Origin of the sequence: Micromonospora sp. NBC_00421 (genome assembly GCF_036017915.1) — a bacterium.
Lineage (GTDB): Bacteria > Actinomycetota > Actinomycetes > Mycobacteriales > Micromonosporaceae > Micromonospora.
Genome location: NZ_CP107929.1, coordinates 5,907,202 through 5,926,436 on the forward strand (window position 1 = coordinate 5,907,202; position 19,235 = coordinate 5,926,436).

Below are 19,235 nucleotides of genomic sequence, written 5' to 3' on the forward strand. Positions count from 1 at the left end.
GTAATGGTCATTTCATTCCTTGCATCATGATTTAGGAAGATAAAACCCACGGCTGCGAGCAGGAGGAAACGTCGGCAGAAGAGCGAAGGACGAACCGCGTACGTCAGGAGATTTCGGTGAGCAGCCCGGCCGCGTCGTCGAGGATCGCCTCGGCGGCCTCCCGCGCGCCGATCCGGTCCCGGCAGGACAGGGTCAGCTCGGTCCCGTCCCCGGTCTGGCAGGAGCTGACGAACATCTCGGCGTACGGCACGAGCATCGGCAACGTGTAGAACCGCACCGGCCGGAACCCTGGCGCGTGGTACCGCTCCAGGTGCACCGGCCCGTGGTCCGAGACGATCGCCGTGCACGGGAACCGGTCGTCGGTGTGCTCCTGCGCCTCGGCCAGGGTGTTCGCGAAGGGATTGCTCCGGCGGAAGTCGCCGGCGAGGCGGGCCACCTCCCGCTTGCGCAGCATCGCACCGAGCAACTCCCGGTGCACCCGCCGCCAGTCGTCGCCCCGGCGCAGGTCGAGCAGGAGTTGGGCGCTGAGGTTGGCGGTGGAGCGCACCGTCCGGTCGTGCCGCCTCAGGTCCACCGGCACGATCAGCCGGCCCGCGTCGCCCCGCAGGTGGCGGGAGATGGCGGCGGCCACCCGCGCGGTGACCCCGGACGGACTGCCCGGCACCGTACGGCGTACCCACAGCGGCGTGGGGCCGGACGGCCCGGCACCGAGGATCGCGGGGAAACCGGCGACCCTGGCCGGCGCGGGCGCCGGTGGCACGGTGCCTGCGGCGGCCCGGAAGTGCGTGTCGTCGACGACCGCCGGTGCGCCGACCGGCTCCTCGCCGCGCAGCACCCGGAACACGTCGGCCAGCCACTGCTGCAGGCCCCGGCCGTCGGTGACGACGTGGCTGACCCGGACGACCAGCCGGGTCACCGGCCCGGGCACCAGGTGCACCTCGCACACCGGCCCACGGACCACGTCGATGTCCGATCCGAGGGCGCCCGACGGCAACCCGCTGCCGGCCGGATGGACCACCACGGCCGGCAGCGGCCCGCCGGCGCGCCACACCGGCCCCCGCCGGACCACCGCCAGACCGGGACTGGCCGCCGTGGCGATCCGGATCGCCTCCCGCACCGCGACCGGGTCGATCTCGCCGACGCCCTCGACCACGGTCTGGATCAGTTGGTGGGTGCCCTGCGACGCGGCGTTCAGATAGCCGCGTTCGATCTGGGAGACCTTGCGGGCGTACGTCCGCTCGATCGTCGTCGTCATGCCCTCACCTCTGCCGGGTCGTTGATCCGGCGCGGACCGGCCTGCCCACGCCGCTGCCACCACCAGCGCACCGGAACCGCTTCCCGGGCCGCGATCGCGACCTGCATGTCGACGCCCAGCTCGGTGCTGAGTAGCTGGTAGCCGACCTGCGCGGGACGCCAGCCGTACCGCCACCCGGGCAGCCGGACCCCGGCGAAGGTCTCCTTGGTCAGGTGCGAGGCCTTGATCAGGGCCTCGCACTCGACGAAGTCGCGGATCGTGGCCGGCCGCCCGGCCGGGTGACCGAGCAGGTCACCCAGCCAGGCCAGGGCGAGCGGACGGTCCCGCTCGTCCTGCACGTCCACCCCGACCTCGGTGGCCGTGGTCAGGGCCACCACGCTGTACTGCCCGCAGTGCGCCACCGAGAGGTGCATCCCGTGCTCGGGCACCTGCCAGCGGTGGTGCTCGTCGCGGGTCAGCCGGCCGCGGAGGTCCGTGCCGTACAGGTCGGCGGCGGCGGTGGTGACCAGCCAGCGGCCGGCGTCGGAGATGCGGTTGCCCAACGCGTCCCGGGGGGTGTTGCCGCGGTGGACGATCAGACAGTCGATGGCCGTGCCGGTCGCCGCCCCTGCGGGCACCGGGGTGACCGGTGCCGGCAGGGTCGCGACACTCACCGGGACCGCCCGTCGGGCACGTCCAGCACCGCGGCGGCGTAGCTGCCGCCGTAGGCGAAGCTGGACAGCAGCACGGTCCCCGCCGACGGCACACCGCTGAGCACGGCCACCAGACCGAGCGCGGCGGCGCTCCCGTAGGACTCGCCGAACACGGCCTTGGGCGTGACAGTCGGCCGTCCGGCCAGGCCGGCCAGGCGCAACGCCCGGGACTCGGCCCGGTCCACCAGCCCGAAGCCGGACGCCGCCGACACCACGGTCCCCACCTGCTCCGGCGCGACCTCCGCCTCGTCCAGGGCGACCCGCATGGCTCGGGCCCAGGCGTGGCCGCCGGTGCCGATCCGACCGATCCCGGCCGGCTCTCCGGAGGCGCCGAACCCACGGATCCGGGCCAGCGCCCGCGCGCCGCGTGCCGCTGCCGCCGCCTCACTCTCCAGCACGATCGCGGCGGCGCCCTCGCTCAGCACCATTCCGGTACGACCACCCGGCCGCACCTGCCCGTCCACCGTGTACCCGGGCAGGCTGGCCTGGGTACGGACGGCGAGCTCGGGGAACTCGTCGGCGATGACCACCACGATCCGTTCCGCCGCGCCACGCGCGATGACCCGGGACGCGAGCTGCAGGGCGAGCACGGCGCTCGTGCCGCCGTTCGCGATCGTGGCGGTGTACCCCCGGTAGCGGTACTGCATCGCGACGTGCCCGGCTGCGGCGTTGACCACGGTGTTCGGGAAGATCAGCGGGTTCGCGCCGGTGATGCCGCTGTCCAGCACCCCCCGGTGGAACTGGCTGACCGAGGTGACCGGGCCGTACCCGGTGGCGAACACGATGCCCGTGGACTCGGCCTCCGCCCGCGACGGCTTGCCGTGCCGGGCGTACAGGTCGCCGACCACGGAGGCCGAGAGGATGCTCAGCGGGTCCATCCGCCGGGCCTTGGCCGGGTTCAGCTTCTTCACCAGCGAGCGGGTGTCCACCCGGCCGACCGGCACCCGGCCCCGGCCGGGGACCTCCTCGGTGGCCCCGAAGCAGATCTCACCGTCGGTGAACGCCCGGACCAGGGCGGCCGTGTCACCTGCCGAACCGGCCAGACCGGCCACCCCGGTCACCACGACCGCGTGCACCGGGTCGGTGCCCCGGGGGCCGACCGGCGGGTGACCCGGGCGGGTGTAGACGACCGAGGCGTTGTTGCCGCCGAACGCGAACGAGTTCGACAGCACCACCGCCGGGGCGGCCGGGCGGCCGGTGTCCGGGATGATGTCCAGGCCGGACGGGGCCGGCAGACCCCTGGTGTTGATCGTCGGAGGCATCGTGCCCCGGCTGATCGCCAGGGTGCTGACGATGCCCTCGACCGCGCCGGCGGCACCGAGGGTGTGGCCCACCATCGACTTGGTCGAGCTGGCCGGCGGCAGCGGTGTGGTGCCGTAGAGCAGCTTCAGCGCCTTGGGTTCGGACACGTCGTTGGCCGGGGTGCCGGTGCCGTGCAGGTTGACGTAGTCGACGTCCTCGGCACGCAGGCCGGCCGTGCCGAGCGCCTGCGCCATCGACGCGGCGGCGCCCTTGCCACCCGGGTCCGGGGCGGTCTGGTGGTACCCGTCGCAGGAGAGGCCGTACCCGCCCACCTCGGCGAGCACCTGGGCGCCCCGCTCCCGGGCCGCGTCCGCCGCCTCCAGCACCAGGAAGCCGGCCCCCTCGCCGAGGGTCAACCCGGTCGAGGCGGAGAGCGGGGAGCACGGCTCCGGGTCCAGCGCGCCCAGGGCGGTGAAGCCGTACGCCGAGAGCGTCGCGAGCGGGTCCACACCGCCACACACCACGTAGTCGACGTCGCCGCGCCAGAGCAGCTCGGCGGCGTACCCGATGGCGACCGCGCTGGCCGCGCAGGCGTTGGAGAGCACCACCCGGGGGCCGCGCAGGTCGAACTCGGTGGCGACGAAGTCGCCGACGCAGGGCAGTTGCGAGCCGGCGGCGCCGACGGCGTCCAGCTCGCCGGTCTCGACCAACCTGCGGTGCACCCCCTCCAGCGTGGGCATGGCGCCCAGGCTGGACCCGACCACCACGGCGATCCGGTCCCGGTCGACGGTGTCCAGGTCCAGCCCGCTGTGCCGGAGCGCCTCGCGGACCGCCGTGGCCGCCAGGCTGTAGCAGCGGTCCAGGTCCTCCCGCTGCGGGCTGGTGACCAGGCCGGCCCAGCTCGTCAGCAGCTCGCTGGTGTCGAAGAGGGTGTTCTCCCGGATTCCGGTGACCCCGGCGACGATCCCCGCCCAGTTCTTGTCGGCCTCCTCGCCGACACCGGTGATCAGGCCGATCCCGGTGACGGCGACCACTGCGGCCGACATCAGCCGATCCGGGTGTGCGACGAGGCGGCGAAGACCCGGGGCAGGGTGACAGTGGTCAGCGGCACGACGGTGCCGTCCGTGGCCTCGGCCCGCAGCGGCAGGCCCGGCACCCAGAACGGGGCGTCGAGCACGCCCATGACCAGCTCCTCGTTCGGGTTCGCCGAGGGGGTCTGCCAGGAGACCGTGCCGACCTGCACCGCACCGGCCAGGATCGCGGTGCCGGTGGCGAAGGTCGTGCCGGACGGGCTGGCGAGGGCGGTGAGCTTGGCCGACCCGGCGGTCGGCGGCTCCAGGTCGGCCGAGCCGAGGAAGTCGCCGATCCGGTCCCAGCTGATCATCCAGGCCAGGTCGGCGTCGTTGACCGACAGGCCGGCGAGACCGCGGTGGTAGACCGCCATCCCTGCCTCGGCCTGCACCCGGGCCAGGCCCTCGTCGCCGACCGCGCCACCGCCGATGCCGGACGCCGAGGAGAGCACCACGTCCTGGGCCGTCTCCGGGGCCTCGGAGACCAGCAGGTAGCCGTACTCGCCGGTGGTGCCGACCCGGGCCAGGAACGCCGCGCCGTCGGATTCCGGCACCTGCACCTCGGTGACCGCGTGCAGGGTCAGGCCGGAGATGTCGTAGTCGACGAACTGCGCCGCCACCGACCAGGCCTGCGGGCCCTCGAACGCGGTGGCCCCCCAGCCCGCCGGCGCGACCTCGACGGTCACCTCGTCGGGGACCTCCAGCGCCGCCAGGTAGTCCCGCAGCGCGCCGACCTCGACCGGGTTGCGGGCCAGCAGCCAGCTCTCCTCGTTGAGCTCCAGGTGCAGGAAGATCGCGAACGGGTCGCCTCCGGCGGTCAGGGCCAGGACCTCCCGCACGGTCTCCGGCTCGACGAAGTCGCTCGACTTGGAGAGGAACGAGTCCAGCAGGGCCAGCCGGTCGTCGCCGGTGATCCGGACCAACGGGGTGGTGACCTGGTAGACGCCGACGGTGCTGCGAACGGTGTGGTAGTCGCGGGCCGCGGTGGTCGGCTGGGCGATGTCGAGCATGGTCATGACGAGTGCCTTTCGGATGAGGGATGGTGTGCTGAGGGACAGCGATGGTGCGATGAGGGACAGCGATGGTGCGATGAGGGTCAGGGGGCAGGATCGTCAGGAGTGCACGGTCAACTGCCAGGTGTTGCGGGTCTCCTCGATGCCGCCGGCCTGCGCGACACAGCCGAGGAGCAGGCCACCCGGCGCGGACCGGACGACGATCTCCACGTCGTCGGCCGCTCCGGGGCCGGGCCGGCAGTGCAGCCGGCGGCCACCCGGAAGGGGAACGGTGACCTCCCGGGTCCAGATCTGCCAGACGTCGGCCGGGTCGAGCTGCCAGACGCCACCTGTCGGATCCGGCACCGTCACCCGGCCCCGGGGCACGACGTTCGGGGTCAGCCAGAGCACCACCTCCTCGGCGCTGGCGGGGGCACGGACGTCGACAAGCACCGCGCCGGCCGGGTCCGCCGGGACCATCACCTGCCAGTCCAGGCCCTGGTCGACGGCGACCAGGCGTAGCGGCTCCTTCTCCTCCCAGCCGGTGTCCGACGCGACGCCCCAGCCCACCCCGCTGTCCCGGCTGAACCGGTCCCGCTCGGTGGTCACCCACATGCCGGCCGACCAGCGCGGGTTGTGGGCGAAGGGCCTCCTGCGGGGGTACGGGCTGCGCAGCACCTTGGTGCTGCCGTCCAGCCAGGAGACGATTCCGCCGGCCCGGGCGTCCGCCCTGATCCGCCGGGACGGCCCGACCGCCGGTGCGGGGGTGCCGGCGGGCTGCGGCGACGGCGGCGCACCGAAGTCGGCGTGCAGCCGCGCCACCCCGTCCGGGCCCGGTTCGAGGCCGCGTTCCAGCAGGCAGGAGTGGACCACTCCGGTGTGCTCGTCGACCCGGATGCGCACCCTGACGAGGGCCGAATCCCAGGTCAGCTCGCTGCCGGCGGCCGGTCGCTGGGCGGCGGCGACCAGCTCCGAGGCGTCCCGGACCCCGAGTCCGAGCCCGATCGGGTGCCGTCGGGTGGCCCCGGTGCCCGCGTCGTGGACGGTGAAGGTGCCGCGCCGCAGGCCGACCGTCTGGAACACCCGGCCGAGCGGGCCGGTGGAGTGGAACCGCTGGTCGAGGCGGCCGTCGACGAGGGTGACCGTGCTGGTCAGGGCGCCGGTGCCGATCCGCTCGACGATGCGTACGCCGTCGTCGATGGGGGTGATCTCCAGGTCGCAGGGCTGGCTCTCCCGCCACCCGGCGGCCCGGTCGGGGCGGCCTCCCGGCCAGGTGGAGACCAGCAGCGGCCCGACGTGGCCGGCGCAGAACACCCGTACCGTGCCGTCCGAGCCGTCGACCAGCCCGAAGATCCGGCCGGTGCCGAACCGGTGGGAACGGGCCGGCTTCGGCGGCTCCAGGTGGTACGGCGGCTGGGTGACCCGCAACGCCCGCCCGGAACCGTCCGGGTGGGCGATCCGGGCCCGGAGCAGGGTGCCGCGGTCCACGTCTACCACCGCGGTCACCTCGAACGGGCCCAACACGAGCCGGTAGGTGACCGTCCGCACCCCGCCGACGACCTCCACGTCGTTGCGCAGGTCGTCGGTGCGGGCGCCGGTCACCCCACCGAAGGCGGTGATGCTGCCCAACTCGGCCAGCACTGCCTGGTCGAGGTCGTCCAGTACGCCGCGCAGGATCAGCGGGATGTAGTTGTAGAGCTCGACGTTGCCGTCCTCGCCGGGGATCGCCTGCCCCACCGAGACGCAGCCGACCCGGCGGTACAGGCGGAACGCGACGGCGTTGGCGGGGTTGACGGTCAGCCGCAGCACCAGGCACCGCGACCTGATCATCCACTCGATCGCCTCGGTGAACAACCGGCCGGTGAGCAGGCCGTTGCGGTACGCCGGGGCGACGAAGAACATGTCGGCGATCAGCTCGCCGTCCCGGGCCGAGCGGCGACCGGTGCTGCGGAACAGGCCGAAGGTGCCCACCACGTCCTCGTCGTCGACCGCGACGAAGAACGCCGCCGTGTGCCGCCCGGCGAGTTCACGCTCGACGTGGCCGGCGCTGATGCCTCCGGGCACCGGGTTCGGATTGTCGGGATACCGGCTGTAGAGCTCCGCGATGTCGTGCGCGTCGCCGGGCTGGTAGGGGCGGACCGTGATGGACACCTTGCACCTCCTATCCGCGTCGTTCGGTGGTGACGATGAGCGATCCGGCGGCGGCGAGTTCCGTGCCGACGCTGGCCCGGACCTGCACCGACCGCAGGCCCTGCAACCGCTGACCCAGCCGGGCCTCCAGGGTGAGCTGGTCACCCGGCACCACCAGCCGGTTGAACTTCATCGAGCTGATCGAGCCGAGGTAACCGACCGACTGCGAGGCGTCGGCGGTCGCGGCGGACGCGTCGGCCTCGACGATCTCGGCGACGTAGACGACCGCGACGAGCTGCGCCATCGCCTCGACGATCAGCACGCCCGGCATGATCGAGTGGTCCGGGTAGTGGCCGGCGAAGAACGGTTCGTTCACCGAGACGCTCTTGATGCCCTTGCCGGAGACGCCGGGGACGACGTCGTACGCCCGGTCGATCAGCAACATCGGCCAGCGGTGCGGGAGCATCCGCTTGATCTGGTCGGAGGAGTACGCGTACCTCCCGGTGGCCTCCGCGCCGCGGCGGGGGGCCGGCACCGGCCGGCGGGCGGCCGGTGCCTCCTGCACGATGGTCATCTCACGCCTCGTTGGCTTCGATGAAGTCGAGCAGGGCGTTGACCGAGCCGAAGGCCTGGGCGTCGTCGTCGCTGATCGACACGCCGAACTCGTTGTTGACCATGACGACGACCTCGAGGGTGTCCAGCGAGTCCATCTCCAGGCCGCGGCCGAACAGCGGCTGGTTGTCGGAGACGACCTCGGGGCTGATCTCCAGCCCGAGGCGGTCGATGATCATCGTCTTGACCTTCAGGTTCTTGGCGAGCCGACGCTCGCCCTGGGTACGGATCTCGTCGTAGGTGGCGACAGTCATCTCATGGGTCCTTTCGGGATTGGTGGGTTGGTGCGAATTCAGCCGGTGATCATGCCGCCGTCGACGGTGAGCACCTTTCCGGTGATGTACGAGGCCGCCGGTGAGGCGAGGAAGGTCGCCGCCTGGGCCACCTCGGCGGCCGTGCCCATGCGTCCCAGCGGGATCGCCTGGCAGGCCTCCTTGAGCACCGCCCGGGGCACCTTCTTGACCATGTCGGTGTCGATGAACCCGGGGGCGACCAGGTTGACCCGGATGCCCCGCGGGGCCACCTCGTAGGCCAACGACCGGGCCATCGCGATCACGCCGCCCTTGCTCGCCGAGTAGTTGCCCTGCCCCGGGCGGCCGGCGATGCCACTTGTGGACGAGATCAGGACCAGGGCGCCGCCGGAGGTGTACATCTGTTTGACGGCCTCCCGGGCGGTGTAGAACGTTCCGGTCAGGTTGGTGGCGATCACGTCGCCCCACTTCTGCCCGCTCATCGCGGCCAGGTGCCCGTCCGCGGTGACGCCGGAGTTCAGCACCGCCACCTGCACGCCGCCCCACTCCGCGCGGATCTGCTTGAACATCGCGATGACCTGCTGCTCGTCGGCGACGTCGGCGCCCACGACCAGGGCCCGCCGCCCCAGCTCGCGGATCTTCTCGGCGACCGCTTCGGCCTGGGCCACCTGTGACCGGTAGTTGACGACCACGTCGCAGCCCTGTTCGGCGAGGGCGACCGCGATCGCGGCACCGATGCCACGGGACGCCCCGGTCACCAGCGCGATCGTGCCGGGGACGAACTGGGTGCTCATGCCTTTCCTCCGGTGAGTTGACTGGTGATCTGGTGGCTTCCCGGCTCGAAGCCGTCGACGGTGATGCCGGTTCCGCCGGCTTCGGCGGCCCGGACCACCTCGACGGAGACCGCGAGGTCGAGCACGCCGAGACCGAACGGGGAGAAGATGGTGTTCGCGCTGGTCGGCTTGGCGATCGGATCGCCGCTGAGCAGGCCGCCGATGGTGGCGTGGATGAAACCGCGGTGGCCGAGCTCCAACTCGGTCCGGTGCAGCGAGGTCTGCTCCCGGCAGACGTGGTCCACGTCGTCGACCACGTTGTAACCGCGCAGGATCGAGGCCACGTCCAGGTCGCGCAGCGACAGGTGCAGGACGACCTGGTCCGGCGGCCGGTCCGGGTGGTCGCCCAGGCTCAACCAGTACGACGAGTCGGTGGTGGCGATGCTCACCGTCTGCGCCCGCAGGGCCGAGGTCAGGTCGCCGGGGGTGAGGTCGATGCCGGGGAACTGCTCGGCCCACCGCTCGGCGGCCAGCTTCGCGTGCTCGTCGACCGCGTCGAAGAGCGCCACCTCGCGGATTCCGGGGTGCACCCTGGTCAGGTAGGCAAGCGTGCGGTGGTTGATGGTGCCGCAGCCGATCAGCCCGACGGTCCGCACCGCGGTGCCGCCGTGCAGCACCTCGCTGGCGACCGCCGCGCCCGCGGCCGTCCGGGCCGCCGAGATCTGGCTGCTCTCCAGGACCGCCACCGGGTAGCCGGTCTCCAGGTCGTTGAGGATGGAGACCGCCGAGGCCCGTTGCAGGCCGCGTTCCAGGTTCGTCGGGAACGAGGAGATCCACTTGACCCCGATCACCGGGTCCGTGCCGCCCAGGTAGGCGGGGAGGCAGATGATCCGGGAACCGGGTCGGCCCGGCGGCCGCAGGAAACTGGAGAAGGGGATCTCGGACTGCCCCGCGCGGTGCAGCAGGTAGGCGTTGCGCACGGCGTCCAGCACGGCCCCCTCCCGGCCGTCCAGGGCCGCCCGTACGTCGTCCCGGCCCAGAACCCTCATCGCATGTCCCTTCCGCTGTCGCTCAGCTCGATGTGCTCCCGGACCCATCGGTCGGAGTAGATGGTGTTCAGGTAGCGGTCCCCGCCGTCGGGGAGGATCGCGACGCAGACCGCGCCCGGTTCGATCCACTCCGCGGCGCTCTGCAGGGCCGCGATCGCCGCCCCCGAGGAGCCGCCGGCCAGCACCGATTCCTGGGCCAACAACTCCCGGCAGGCCCGTACGCAGTCGGCGTCGGTCACCTTGATCAGCCGGTCGGCCAGCCCGGCCCGCAGCAACGGCGGCACCATCGCGGCCCCGTGCCCCGGGATCAGCCGCCGGTGCGACCGCTCCCACGGTGCCGGCGGCCCGAAGATCGCGCTGTTCACCGCGTCCACCGCGACGATCGTCACGTCGAGCTGGTGGTCCCGGACGAACTCCGCGCAGCCGCGCAACGTGCCGCAGGTGCCGGCGGTGCAGAAGAGGTAGTCGAGCCGGTCGGGGAGTGCCTCGTGGATCTCCCGCATGGTGGTGTGGTGCGCCTGGCTGTTGCGCTCGTTCGCGTACTGGTTGAGCCAGTACGCGTCCGGCACCGAGGCGAGCAGTTCCCGGACCCGGCGCAGCCGGGTGGGCAGGTACTCGCCGGTCTGCGGGTCAGGCTGGTCGACCAGCTCCAGCCGCGCTCCGTAGGCCCGCATGATTGCCGCGTTCTGCGCCGTCGTCTTCGGGTCGATCACGCAGATCAGGCCGACCCGGTAGAAGTTGCAGAGCTGGGCCAGGGCGACCCCGAGGTTGCCCGAGGTGGACTCGACCACAGTGGAGCGGCCGGGCACGATCGCGCCGGTCTTCAGCGCCTGCTCGATCATGGACCGGGCGGACCGGTCCTTGATGCTGCCGCCCGGGTTGAACCGCTCGCACTTGCCGTACACCTGGAAGCGGTCCGGGTCGAAGAGCCGGTCCAGGGCGATAAGCGGGGTGCCGCCGATCGTCGAGATCACGTCGGTCTCGGTACGGCCGCGACGGGTCGGCCCGCCGGGCAGGGAGCTGGGGAAGGCCACGGAGGTCATGCCCGTACCTCCCGGCTGAGCTGTATCCGCAGCTCGCTGACGTAGCGCCCGCCCGCCGAGTCCGGCAGCCAGGACCGTCGCGGGTCGGGCAGCGGCTCGCTGATGTTCAGCACCGTTGCCGGGTCCCGTCGGCGGGCCGCGCGCACCAGGTTCACGAACGCGATCACCAGGGTCGGGCTGGTCAGGTCGAACAGCGCCGGTTTCGTCTCCTCCGGGAACTTGACGAAGACCTGGTCGGGCAGGCCGTGCCCGGTGGCCCAGCGGCGCACCTCCGCGTAGTCGCGTTGCCTGTTGGTCGCGCGCTCGGAGAGGCCGAGCGACGCCACAGGCAGCCGCCAGGTCTCCCGGAACAGCACCATGCCGTCGACCGCCAGGCGCGGCGTGTGCGGACCTTCCAGCCCGATCTTGAAGGCGTCCGCGGCGACCATCGACATCAGTACGCCGAGCAGCTCCGGAATCCGCCACCGCCGCCCGTCCCGGGTCCGGGCGGTGACCACCCCGTCCGCGTCGGTGAAGGTGATCGACACCGCCGGATCGACACGGTGGCGGCCGTCGACCGGCCCACGGGCGAAGCCGATCAGCCGCTCCCCGGCGCCCACTGTGGTGGGAACGAAGCGACCGGTGTTGCGCCGCCAACCGGGCGGGAACAGCGGCACCATGCGGGGGGTGCCGATCCCGGCGTTGACCATGTCCCGCAGCGAGGCCTCGGTGCCGGTGGTCCAGTTCAGGAAGATCAGGTCCAGCGAGGAGAGGCAGGCGTGCAGCTCACCGAGGACCACCTGGTAGTCGCCGGCGTTCACGGCGTCCACGCTGTCCGCCACGATCTGCAGGTCGGGACTGTGCACCGCGAGATGCGGCCAGCGCGGTCCGGCCGTACCGAAGACGGCTCGGGCGCGCTGCGCCAGCTCGCCCGAGGTGAGGTCGACACGGTGCCCGGCCGAAGCCGGGTCGAGGTCGAGGACCTCGCGCCACTTCGCGGCCAGTTCACCGATCGCGGCCCGCACCGGGCGCGGGTCGTCGCCCCAGAAGAGCCCGAGCACCTGCGCCCAGACGTCGGCCAGGGTGACCGGCCGCCGGGACTTCGCCGCGACCGCCCGGACCTGAGCGGACACCTCTTCCTCGACGAGTTCGGCGAGCCGGTTGCCGAACCAGTCCGCGGCACCGGCCACGAGCGCCAGCGGGCGGGCGATCCGGTCCAGGAAGTCACGGCCCAGCTCCATCCGGGTGTCCCGGAGGGTGTCCTCGTAGCAGAGGCTGCGCCCGGCGTACGCCTTCCCGCCCTCCCGCGTCGCGGCCTGCCCGGTGACCTCGACGAACAGCGCGCCGAGCGCATCCAGCGCGGCGCGTAGCCCGGCGGTGCCGGTGGCCTCGGCGACCCGTTGCCGGGCGGCGGTGAAGCCGGTGAGGACCTCGTCGAAGCGGACGAACAGCGCGGGGTCGCCGATCCGGTCCACCCGTCGGCGCAGCGTGCGCTCGGCCCGCTCGTCGATCGGGATGTTGCCGTCCCAGGTCAGCAGCCGCTGCCGCTGCCAGCGCAGCAGCACCTTCTCCACCCGGTCGCGGGTGGTCGCGGGAGCCCAGCCGGCGTCGGCCACCAGGCGGTCGACGAGATCCTCGGCGTGCCGCTCGCCGTCGGTCAGGGCGAGCACGGCGGCCTCGTCCGGGCGCAGCCGCATCGGGCCACGACCGGGCACCAGCAGCTGCTCGCCGTCGAGGTGCACGTCCGGGCGCAGCATCGGCGGGAACCACCAGCGTGCTCCCGGCTGGGCGACCATCCAGTCGGCCAGCTCGGCGACCATCCAGCGTTCGAGGAACACCCGACGGTCGCCGACCAGGCCGGGACCGGTCTCGACGGTGAGCGCCCGGTCGCTGCGCCCGACGCCGAACCAGCCGGCGGGGCCGAAGAAGCCGATGGTCTCGGCCTTGGCGCAGTAGCGCAGCCAGTACATCGCCAGCACCCGCTCGCGCTCGCGGCGCTTGGTGCCCCGGCCGGGGTCGTCGGTCGCGAGCCGGGCGAGCAGCGCGAACGCCGCCGGGTTCTGCCAGACCACCGCCCGGCTGAGGGTCTCGTCCGTGGCCAGCGCGGCCAGCGCGGCGGACTCGGCTGCGGCAGCCCGGTCGTACGCCACGACGAACTCGTCGCCGTCGACGGCGGCAGCCGCCTCCTTCCCGCCCAGCAGGTGCAGCCCGGACGCCGGGAAACCGGCGCTGCGCAGCATCCCGACCGACCAGACCCGCCAGTCGGTGTCACCCATCGGGCAGTGCGGGCCGAAGGTGGACCAGTCCACCTCGCGGACCCGCTCCAGCGCCCCGGTCATCGGGCCACCTGCGCAAGGTCACGCCGGCCGGAGAGGGCCTGCGCCAACCGGGCCACCCCCTCGGTGATCTTCGCGGGTGCCGGGTAGCTGAAGCAGAGCCGCAGCCCGTCGGCGTGCTCCCCGTCGATGCTGAAGTGCCGGCCGGGCACGTACGACACCCCGCGCTGCGCGGCAGCTGCCGCGAACCCGCTGGTGTCGGCCCCGGCCCGGTGCCGCAGCCAGACGTAGAACCCGCCGCTCGGGGTGCCCCAGCTCCAGTCGCCGTCCAGACCGAATTCGTGTTCCAGCGCCGAGGTCATCAGCGCGGCCCGCTCCCGGTAGCTCTCCCGGTAGCCGGCGAGCAGGTCGTCCCAGCCCTGGCCGGTGTAGAACGCGGCCAGGGCGGCCTGGGCGAACGCCGACGGGGACAGCGACATGACCTCGGTGGTGGCGCGCAGCGCGCCGGCCAGGTGCCGGGGAGCGGCGATCCAGCCGCAGCGCAGTCCGGGGGCGAAGATCTTGGAGAAGGTGCCCAGGTAGACCACCCGGTCCGGGTCCAGCGCCCGGCACGCGGTGACGTGCTCGCCGGTGAAGGAGAGCAGGCCGTACGGGTTGTCCTCGATCATCAACAGGTCCAGGTCCCGGCAGACCCGCAGGATCCCGGCGCGGCGGTCGAGGCCGAGGGTCGCACCTGTCGGGTTGGAGAAGGTCGGGTTGACGTAGAGCAGCCGTGCCGTCGTGCCACCGGCCCGGAGGCCGAGCACGGTGTCCCGCAGCGCCTGCGGGTCGAGCCCTTCGGCGTCGGCCGGCACGCCGACCGCGGTCAGACCGGCGAGCCGGAAGGCGGCGAGCGCACCCGGGTACGCCGGGGTCTGGCAGAGCACTGCCTCGCCGGGCCGGGCCAGACCCAGCGCCACGGCGGTCAGGCCCAGCTGCGAGCCGCCGGTCGGCACCAACTCGTCGGCCTCGGCGGTGGTGCCCTCCCGGGCCATCAGGTCGTTGATCGCCGGCAGCAGGCTGCGGGCCACGTGCGGGGTGCTGTACTGCAGGGCCGTCCGGCCGCCCAGCCGGGTCAGCCGGGACAGCTGACCGGCCAGGTCACCGAGTGGCAGCCGGCTCAGGTCCGGCAGCCCCCCGGCGAAGGAGATCAGATCGCCGCCACGCTCGAACAGCTGGGGCATCTCCACGGCCGGGGCGTTGGTTGTCCACATGGTCTTCTCCTTCCTCTGCCTCGGGCTAGACGGGCATCCGGGTCTGTTCCTCGGCGAACCGCCAGAGCCCGGCGGGGCTGGCCAGGGCCTCGTCGGCCAGCAGGTCCGGGTCGATCTCGAAGCCGTACCGCTGCTCGACGGCGAGCACCAGGTTGAGATATCCGAGGGAGTCGACGCCCAGGTCGACCAGGGGCTTCTCCGGGTCGCTCACCGCGACCTCGCACACGGACTCGACGAGCTGGTCAAACTGCGACTGGTTCATGGGTCTGCCATTTCTGTGGGGAGGATTCGGGTCGGAGAAGCCGCTCCACCGCCTTGCGGTCCGGCTTTCCGTTGGGAGTCAGGGGCACCTCGTCGAGGTGGGTGATGCGGTCCGGCATCCGCGCCCGGTCCAGGTGCTCGGCGAGCAGGTCGCGCAGTTCCGGCTCGGTCAGCTCGCTCAGCACCGCGAGCACCAGCGGGGCGTCGTCGGCGGCCGGTCGCAGGGCCACCGCGGCGACGATCCCGGCGACCCTCTCGGCGGCGTTCTCGACCTCGGTGAGGCTCATCCGGACGCCGCGCCGCTTGATCATGTCGTCGTCGCGGCCGACGAAGTAGAGCCGGCCCTGCTGGTCCAGGTATCCCTGGTCACCTGTGTGCAGTTCGAGCGCACCGTCCGGCCCGCGCAGGTAGCGCTGCTGCTGGTCCATCGGGATCTGCCAGTAACCGGCCATCACGGTGGCTCCCCCGACGACGATCTCGCCGACCGTGCCGGGCGGGACCGCACGCTTGTCGGCGTCCACGATCCGGATGACGTCGCCGGGAATCGCCGGGCCGACCGAGTCGGGGTGGTCCGCGTACTCGGCGGGGTCCAGGATGGAGATCCGCTTGCACTCGGTCATCCCGTACATCGAGGCGTACGCCGCCCCGGGGAAGCAGTCGAGCAGTTCGGCCACGGTGTCCCGCCCGAGCCGGGCCCCCGTGTTGGTGAACAGCCGCACCCGGGTCGGCACCTTCCGGCGTTGTTGCAGCACGGTGAGCATCTGGGCCAGGGACGGCACCAGCGGCACCACGGTGATCCCGTGCTGCTCGATCAACCTGAGCAGTGCGGCGTCCCGGTTGCGGGCGGTCAGCACCAGGGTGGCGCCGACCGTCGCGCAGAGCAGCGCCTGGTAGAGGCCGTAGTCGAAGGAGAGCGGGAGCCGGCAGAGCACCACGTCCTCGGCGCGGTAGCCGAGCCGGGCGTTGACGGCCCCGACCGCGGCGACCATCGGGCGGTGCGGACAGACCACGCCCTTCGGGTCGCCGGTCGAGCCGGAGGTGTAGATCAGCAGGGCCACGTCGTCCGGTGCGGTGTCCGCGACGTACGGGTCCGGGGCGGTGTCGCGCACCTCCTGCCAGGCCTGCGCCAGCGGCCCGGTGCCGTGCAGCACGACCGTGGCGGCGCAGTTCCCGGCGAGGTAACCGAGCTGGGCGCCGGTGAGCTCCGGGTGGGCCGGCACGAAGATCGCGCCGAGCCGGAGGGTCGCGTAGAGGAAGGCGAGGAAGCGGTGGTCGGCGTCGCCGCCGTAGACCACCCGCTGCCCGGCGGTGACCCCCTGGCCGCGCAGCCAGCCCACCGACCTGTCGACCAGCCGGCCCAGTTCGGCGTACGTCAGGCGACCCTCGCCGTCGATCACCGCGGGATGGTGGGGGCGCTCGGCGCGGGCCTGCGCGAAGAGCTCATGCACCAGCACCGATCAGCCCTCCCCGTACCCGGCGGCGCACCGCGTCGAGATCGCGTTCGTGGTGCACCGGCAGCACGTCCAGGTGCGGAAGCTGCCGCTTCAACACGCCGGCCAGGGTCCTGGCCGGTGGGAGCGCCACGCTCAGCGTGGGTGCCAGCGCGTCCAGGGCGGTCAGGCAGCGGTCCCAACGCACCGGCCGGACGAGCTGGCCGACCAGGCGCTCGCGGGCCTGCTCACCGGTCCTGATCGGCAGGCCGTCCGCGTTGGACAGCAGGAGCTGACGCGGATCGGCGAACGGGACCTCGGCGACCGCCGCGGCGAACGTCGCGCGGGCCGGCTCCATGTGCCGGGTGTGGAACGCCCCGGCCACCGCGAGTGGCTTCACCGCGGCACCCGGCGGAGGGGAGGCCGCCAGCCGGTCCAGGTCCGCGATCAGCCCGGCGGCCACGATCTGCCCTGGCCCGTTGAAGGTGGCCGGGCTCAGACCCAGCTCCGCGATCCGGTCGAGCACGACCGGCTCCTCGCCACCGACCACCGCCAACATCGAGGTCGGCGCGTCGGCACAGGCCGCGGCCATGGCCCGGCCACGGATCCCGGCCAGCCGGATCGCGTCGGTCGGGGTGAGCACCCCGGCGTACGCCGCGGCGGTGAGTTCGCCGACCGAGTGCCCGGCCACCGCTGCCACCCCGTCGTCGGCCAGCAGGTCGGCCAGCTCTGCCAGGGCCAGCAGGCCGGCCGCCACAAGCAGTGGCTGGGTGTGCTCGGTACGGGCGATCTCCGCAGCCGGAGCCCGGGTGCCCAGCTGGATCAGGTCGCATCCGGCGGCTTCCGACCAGCTCTGCACCAGCTCGGCCCGCTCCGGACGACGCAGCCAACCGGCGAGCATGCCGGGCGTCTGCGCACCCTGACCGGGGGCCATGATGACGAACATGTGAGGTCCTCCTCTCCTTGTCACGCGCTGCTCCGGACCTGTTTCTGGGCAGGTTGGATCAGCTTCTGGGCAGGGTTGGTCAGCCGGACGGCACCCGTACGGCGGGAAGTCTCTTGCGGGGGCCGGCCGGCGTCGTGGGGTCCGACGCCGGCCGGCGGGTCAGACGCGGCCCGTGCTGTCGGCGAAGCGGCGGGCGGCGGCGACGGTGAAGACAGCGAGCCAGGCGGCCAGGTTGATCAGCGCGCCGAGCAGGCTGGAGTGCTCACCGTGGAAGTTGTATCCGTCGGTGAGCGGGTAGCGGGCCAGGGTGGCCACGCCGTACATCGGGGTGAACTGCGAGATGGTCAGCATCACGCCGGAGAGCGGGATGAACAGGTTGCCGAGGAAGGCGAGCACGGTCATGGTGAGACCGGGCATGTGCATCACGATCTCCGGCTTCAGGGCCAGTCCGAGGGCGATGCCGAGGGCGGCGAAGACCGCCGAGCCCAGCCACGCCACGGCCAGGCTGATCACCCAGACCTGCGGCTTCGCCTCGGCGCCGGTGAGGGCGCCGAGCACGCCCACCACGCCGACCGGCAGGGCCGCGACGATCACCGAGCAGAGCACCTTGATCAGGACGTACGCGGTGGACGACAGTGGGCTCAGCCGGATCGTCCGCAACCACCCGACGGATCGTTCGATCGAGACGGTGGCGGCCGAACTGGTGCTCGCCGTGGCGGCCCCGTAGATCGCCATCCCGATCATCATCCAGGCGGCGAAGTTGCCGTGCGGCAGCTCGGCGTCGGTGCCGCCGGTGCGGAACAGTGCCAGGTAGAGGGCCGCCGGCAGAAGCAGCGTGAAGATCAGCGTCTGTCGGTTCAGCCGGCGGCTCAGCTCGTAGCGAATGAAGATCGGGTTGATCGGCCCGAGGGCCGAGCGCGTGCGGCGGGGAGGCGGCAGGGTCGCGGTGCTCATCGGTCTCCTCCGGTACGCCGGGTGATGGTCAGGAAGGCGTCCTCCAGGCTGCGTGGGGTGACCTCGATCTGCTCGGCCGTGGTGTCCCGTACCAGGTGGCGCAAGAGCAGGTCGGAGTCGGTGCTGTCGAAGTAGATCCGCTCGCCGCGGACCTCGGTCACGGTGGCGCCGGTGGCCTCGGCCAGCATGTCGGCCTGGTGGCGCGGCAGCACCGCGGAGACCACCCGGCCGCTGGCGGCGGCCCGGATCGACGACGCCGAGCCGTCGGCGACCACTTCGCCGCGGTTCAGCAGGACGATCCGGTCGGCGAACTGGTCGGCCTCCTCCAGGTAGTGAGTGGCGAACATGACGGTCATGCCCTGCCCGGCGTCCTGCCGGACGGCCGTCCAGAAGTCTCGACGGGCCGCCACGTCCATGCCGGCGGTCGGCTCGTCGAGGATCAGGAAGTCCGGCGCGGACAGCAGTGCCAGGGCGAAGCGCAGCCGCTGCTGCTCGCCGCCGGAGCAGGCGGCGACCTTGCGGTTGCGCAGCTCGTGCAGGTTGGCGCGGGCCATGCAGCGCTCCGGGTCGGCACCCGGGTGCAGCGACGCCAACATGCGTACGGTGGCCTCGACGGTGAGCTCGGGCAGTAGGCCGCCGGACTGCATCACCGCGGCCACCCGGCCGGCCCGCACCGCCTGCGCGGGCGGCTGGCCGAAGAGCCGGATCTCGCCGGCGTCCGGGCGGGTCAGGCCGAGGATCATGTCGACAGTGGTGGTCTTGCCAGCCCCGTTGGGGCCGAGGAAGGCGACCACCTCGCCACGGCGGATGCGCAGGTCGAGCCCGTGCACCGCAGTGAATTCGACGCCGTCGGTGTTGGTGAAGCGCTTGGTCACCCCTTGCAGGAGGGCGGCGTCTACCTCGCTGGTGCTCGCCTCCTCCCGCGGCACGAGAGCGGATCTTCGGTTCATCGGTCACCTTCCTTGCGTCGGCGGACGTAGCCTGCTCCGGCGACCTCTCCGTTCCGGCCGCTGAGTACACAATGCCC

Annotated in this window: 17 protein-coding genes; all 17 read right to left on the reverse strand. The window is 72.6% G+C overall.

Features of this window, described 5'->3' with window-relative positions; translation table 11 throughout:
- Positions 1-103: 103 nt before the first annotated feature.
- On the reverse strand, positions 104-1,255 hold the full coding sequence (locus OHQ87_RS25250; protein ID WP_328341807.1) for a hypothetical protein: 1,152 nt from the start codon (positions 1,253-1,255) through the stop codon (positions 104-106).
- Positions 1,252-1,908, reverse strand: a complete 657-nt coding sequence (locus OHQ87_RS25255; RefSeq protein WP_328341809.1) for a hypothetical protein — start codon at positions 1,906-1,908, stop codon at positions 1,252-1,254. Before OHQ87_RS25255 ends, OHQ87_RS25250 begins: the two co-directional genes overlap by 4 nt.
- Positions 1,905-4,235, reverse strand: a complete 2,331-nt coding sequence (locus OHQ87_RS25260) for a beta-ketoacyl-[acyl-carrier-protein] synthase family protein (protein ID WP_328341811.1) — start codon at positions 4,233-4,235, stop codon at positions 1,905-1,907. Before OHQ87_RS25260 ends, OHQ87_RS25255 begins: the two co-directional genes overlap by 4 nt.
- A complete protein-coding gene (locus tag OHQ87_RS25265) occupies positions 4,235-5,275 on the reverse strand; it encodes a hypothetical protein (protein WP_328341813.1) in 1,041 nt (346 codons plus the stop codon). The genes OHQ87_RS25260 and OHQ87_RS25265 overlap by 1 nt, the downstream gene beginning before the upstream one ends.
- Positions 5,276-5,371: 96 nt before the next feature.
- The gene (locus OHQ87_RS25270) at positions 5,372-7,402 is read right to left on the reverse strand and encodes a GNAT family N-acetyltransferase (RefSeq protein WP_328341815.1); all 2,031 of its coding nucleotides are present in this window, start codon (positions 7,400-7,402) and stop codon (positions 5,372-5,374) included.
- A gap of 10 nt (positions 7,403-7,412) precedes the next feature.
- Positions 7,413-7,955, reverse strand: a complete 543-nt coding sequence (fabZ, locus tag OHQ87_RS25275; protein ID WP_328341817.1) for a 3-hydroxyacyl-ACP dehydratase FabZ — start codon at positions 7,953-7,955, stop codon at positions 7,413-7,415.
- Position 7,956: 1 nt separating this feature from the next.
- Positions 7,957-8,247, reverse strand: a complete 291-nt coding sequence (locus tag OHQ87_RS25280) for an acyl carrier protein (protein WP_328341818.1) — start codon at positions 8,245-8,247, stop codon at positions 7,957-7,959.
- Between the two features lie 38 nt (positions 8,248-8,285).
- Positions 8,286-9,038, reverse strand: coding sequence for a 3-oxoacyl-ACP reductase FabG (gene fabG, locus OHQ87_RS25285; protein WP_328341820.1), 753 nt, complete (start codon positions 9,036-9,038; stop codon positions 8,286-8,288).
- Positions 9,035-10,066, reverse strand: a complete 1,032-nt coding sequence (gene sbnB / locus OHQ87_RS25290; RefSeq protein WP_328341821.1) for a 2,3-diaminopropionate biosynthesis protein SbnB — start codon at positions 10,064-10,066, stop codon at positions 9,035-9,037. The genes fabG and sbnB overlap by 4 nt, the downstream gene beginning before the upstream one ends.
- Positions 10,063-11,109: a 2,3-diaminopropionate biosynthesis protein SbnA gene (gene sbnA / locus OHQ87_RS25295; protein ID WP_328341822.1), complete on the reverse strand. Its 1,047-nt coding sequence runs from the start codon at positions 11,107-11,109 to the stop codon at positions 10,063-10,065. Before sbnA ends, sbnB begins: the two co-directional genes overlap by 4 nt.
- Entirely contained in the window at positions 11,106-13,427 is a 2,322-nt protein-coding gene (locus OHQ87_RS25300) for a lantibiotic dehydratase (RefSeq protein WP_328341824.1), read from the reverse strand. The genes sbnA and OHQ87_RS25300 overlap by 4 nt, the downstream gene beginning before the upstream one ends.
- Positions 13,424-14,617 carry an aminotransferase-like domain-containing protein gene (locus OHQ87_RS25305; RefSeq protein ID WP_328341825.1) on the reverse strand — a complete coding sequence of 398 codons (1,194 nt, stop codon included), beginning with the start codon at positions 14,615-14,617 and terminating at the stop codon, positions 13,424-13,426. The genes OHQ87_RS25300 and OHQ87_RS25305 overlap by 4 nt, the downstream gene beginning before the upstream one ends.
- Positions 14,618-14,642: 25 nt before the next feature.
- Positions 14,643-14,879: an acyl carrier protein gene (locus tag OHQ87_RS25310; RefSeq protein ID WP_328341827.1), complete on the reverse strand. Its 237-nt coding sequence runs from the start codon at positions 14,877-14,879 to the stop codon at positions 14,643-14,645.
- Positions 14,860-16,332: a class I adenylate-forming enzyme family protein gene (locus tag OHQ87_RS25315; RefSeq protein ID WP_328341829.1), complete on the reverse strand. Its 1,473-nt coding sequence runs from the start codon at positions 16,330-16,332 to the stop codon at positions 14,860-14,862. The genes OHQ87_RS25310 and OHQ87_RS25315 overlap by 20 nt, the downstream gene beginning before the upstream one ends.
- Complete coding sequence (locus OHQ87_RS25320; RefSeq protein ID WP_328341831.1) at positions 16,319-17,254, reverse strand: ACP S-malonyltransferase; 936 nt, start codon at positions 17,252-17,254, stop codon at positions 16,319-16,321. Before OHQ87_RS25320 ends, OHQ87_RS25315 begins: the two co-directional genes overlap by 14 nt.
- Positions 17,255-17,413: 159 nt before the next feature.
- Positions 17,414-18,208, reverse strand: a complete 795-nt coding sequence (locus OHQ87_RS25325; RefSeq protein WP_328341833.1) for an ABC transporter permease — start codon at positions 18,206-18,208, stop codon at positions 17,414-17,416.
- Positions 18,205-19,158: an ABC transporter ATP-binding protein gene (locus OHQ87_RS25330; protein ID WP_328341835.1), complete on the reverse strand. Its 954-nt coding sequence runs from the start codon at positions 19,156-19,158 to the stop codon at positions 18,205-18,207. The genes OHQ87_RS25325 and OHQ87_RS25330 overlap by 4 nt, the downstream gene beginning before the upstream one ends.
- Between the last annotated feature and the right edge of the window lie 77 nt (positions 19,159-19,235).

Excerpts from the sequence above, each read along its gene's own strand:
- OHQ87_RS25250 (WP_328341807.1), bottom strand. The coding sequence starts at position 1,255 with ATGACGACGACGATCGAGCGGACGTACGCCCGCAAGGTCTCCCAGATC.
- OHQ87_RS25260 (WP_328341811.1), bottom strand. The coding sequence starts at position 4,235 with ATGTCGGCCGCAGTGGTCGCCGTCACCGGGATCGGCCTGATCACCGGT.
- OHQ87_RS25265 (WP_328341813.1), bottom strand. The coding sequence starts at position 5,275 with ATGACCATGCTCGACATCGCCCAGCCGACCACCGCGGCCCGCGACTAC.
- fabZ (WP_328341817.1), bottom strand. The coding sequence starts at position 7,955 with ATGACCATCGTGCAGGAGGCACCGGCCGCCCGCCGGCCGGTGCCGGCC.
- OHQ87_RS25280 (WP_328341818.1), bottom strand. The coding sequence starts at position 8,247 with ATGACTGTCGCCACCTACGACGAGATCCGTACCCAGGGCGAGCGTCGG.
- fabG (WP_328341820.1), bottom strand. The coding sequence starts at position 9,038 with ATGAGCACCCAGTTCGTCCCCGGCACGATCGCGCTGGTGACCGGGGCG.
- sbnB (WP_328341821.1), bottom strand. The coding sequence starts at position 10,066 with ATGAGGGTTCTGGGCCGGGACGACGTACGGGCGGCCCTGGACGGCCGG.
- sbnA (WP_328341822.1), bottom strand. The coding sequence starts at position 11,109 with ATGACCTCCGTGGCCTTCCCCAGCTCCCTGCCCGGCGGGCCGACCCGT.
- OHQ87_RS25300 (WP_328341824.1), bottom strand. The coding sequence starts at position 13,427 with ATGACCGGGGCGCTGGAGCGGGTCCGCGAGGTGGACTGGTCCACCTTC.
- OHQ87_RS25305 (WP_328341825.1), bottom strand. The coding sequence starts at position 14,617 with ATGTGGACAACCAACGCCCCGGCCGTGGAGATGCCCCAGCTGTTCGAG.
- OHQ87_RS25310 (WP_328341827.1), bottom strand. The coding sequence starts at position 14,879 with ATGAACCAGTCGCAGTTTGACCAGCTCGTCGAGTCCGTGTGCGAGGTC.
- OHQ87_RS25320 (WP_328341831.1), bottom strand. The coding sequence starts at position 17,254 with ATGTTCGTCATCATGGCCCCCGGTCAGGGTGCGCAGACGCCCGGCATG.
- OHQ87_RS25325 (WP_328341833.1), bottom strand. The coding sequence starts at position 18,208 with ATGAGCACCGCGACCCTGCCGCCTCCCCGCCGCACGCGCTCGGCCCTC.
- OHQ87_RS25330 (WP_328341835.1), bottom strand. The coding sequence starts at position 19,158 with ATGAACCGAAGATCCGCTCTCGTGCCGCGGGAGGAGGCGAGCACCAGC.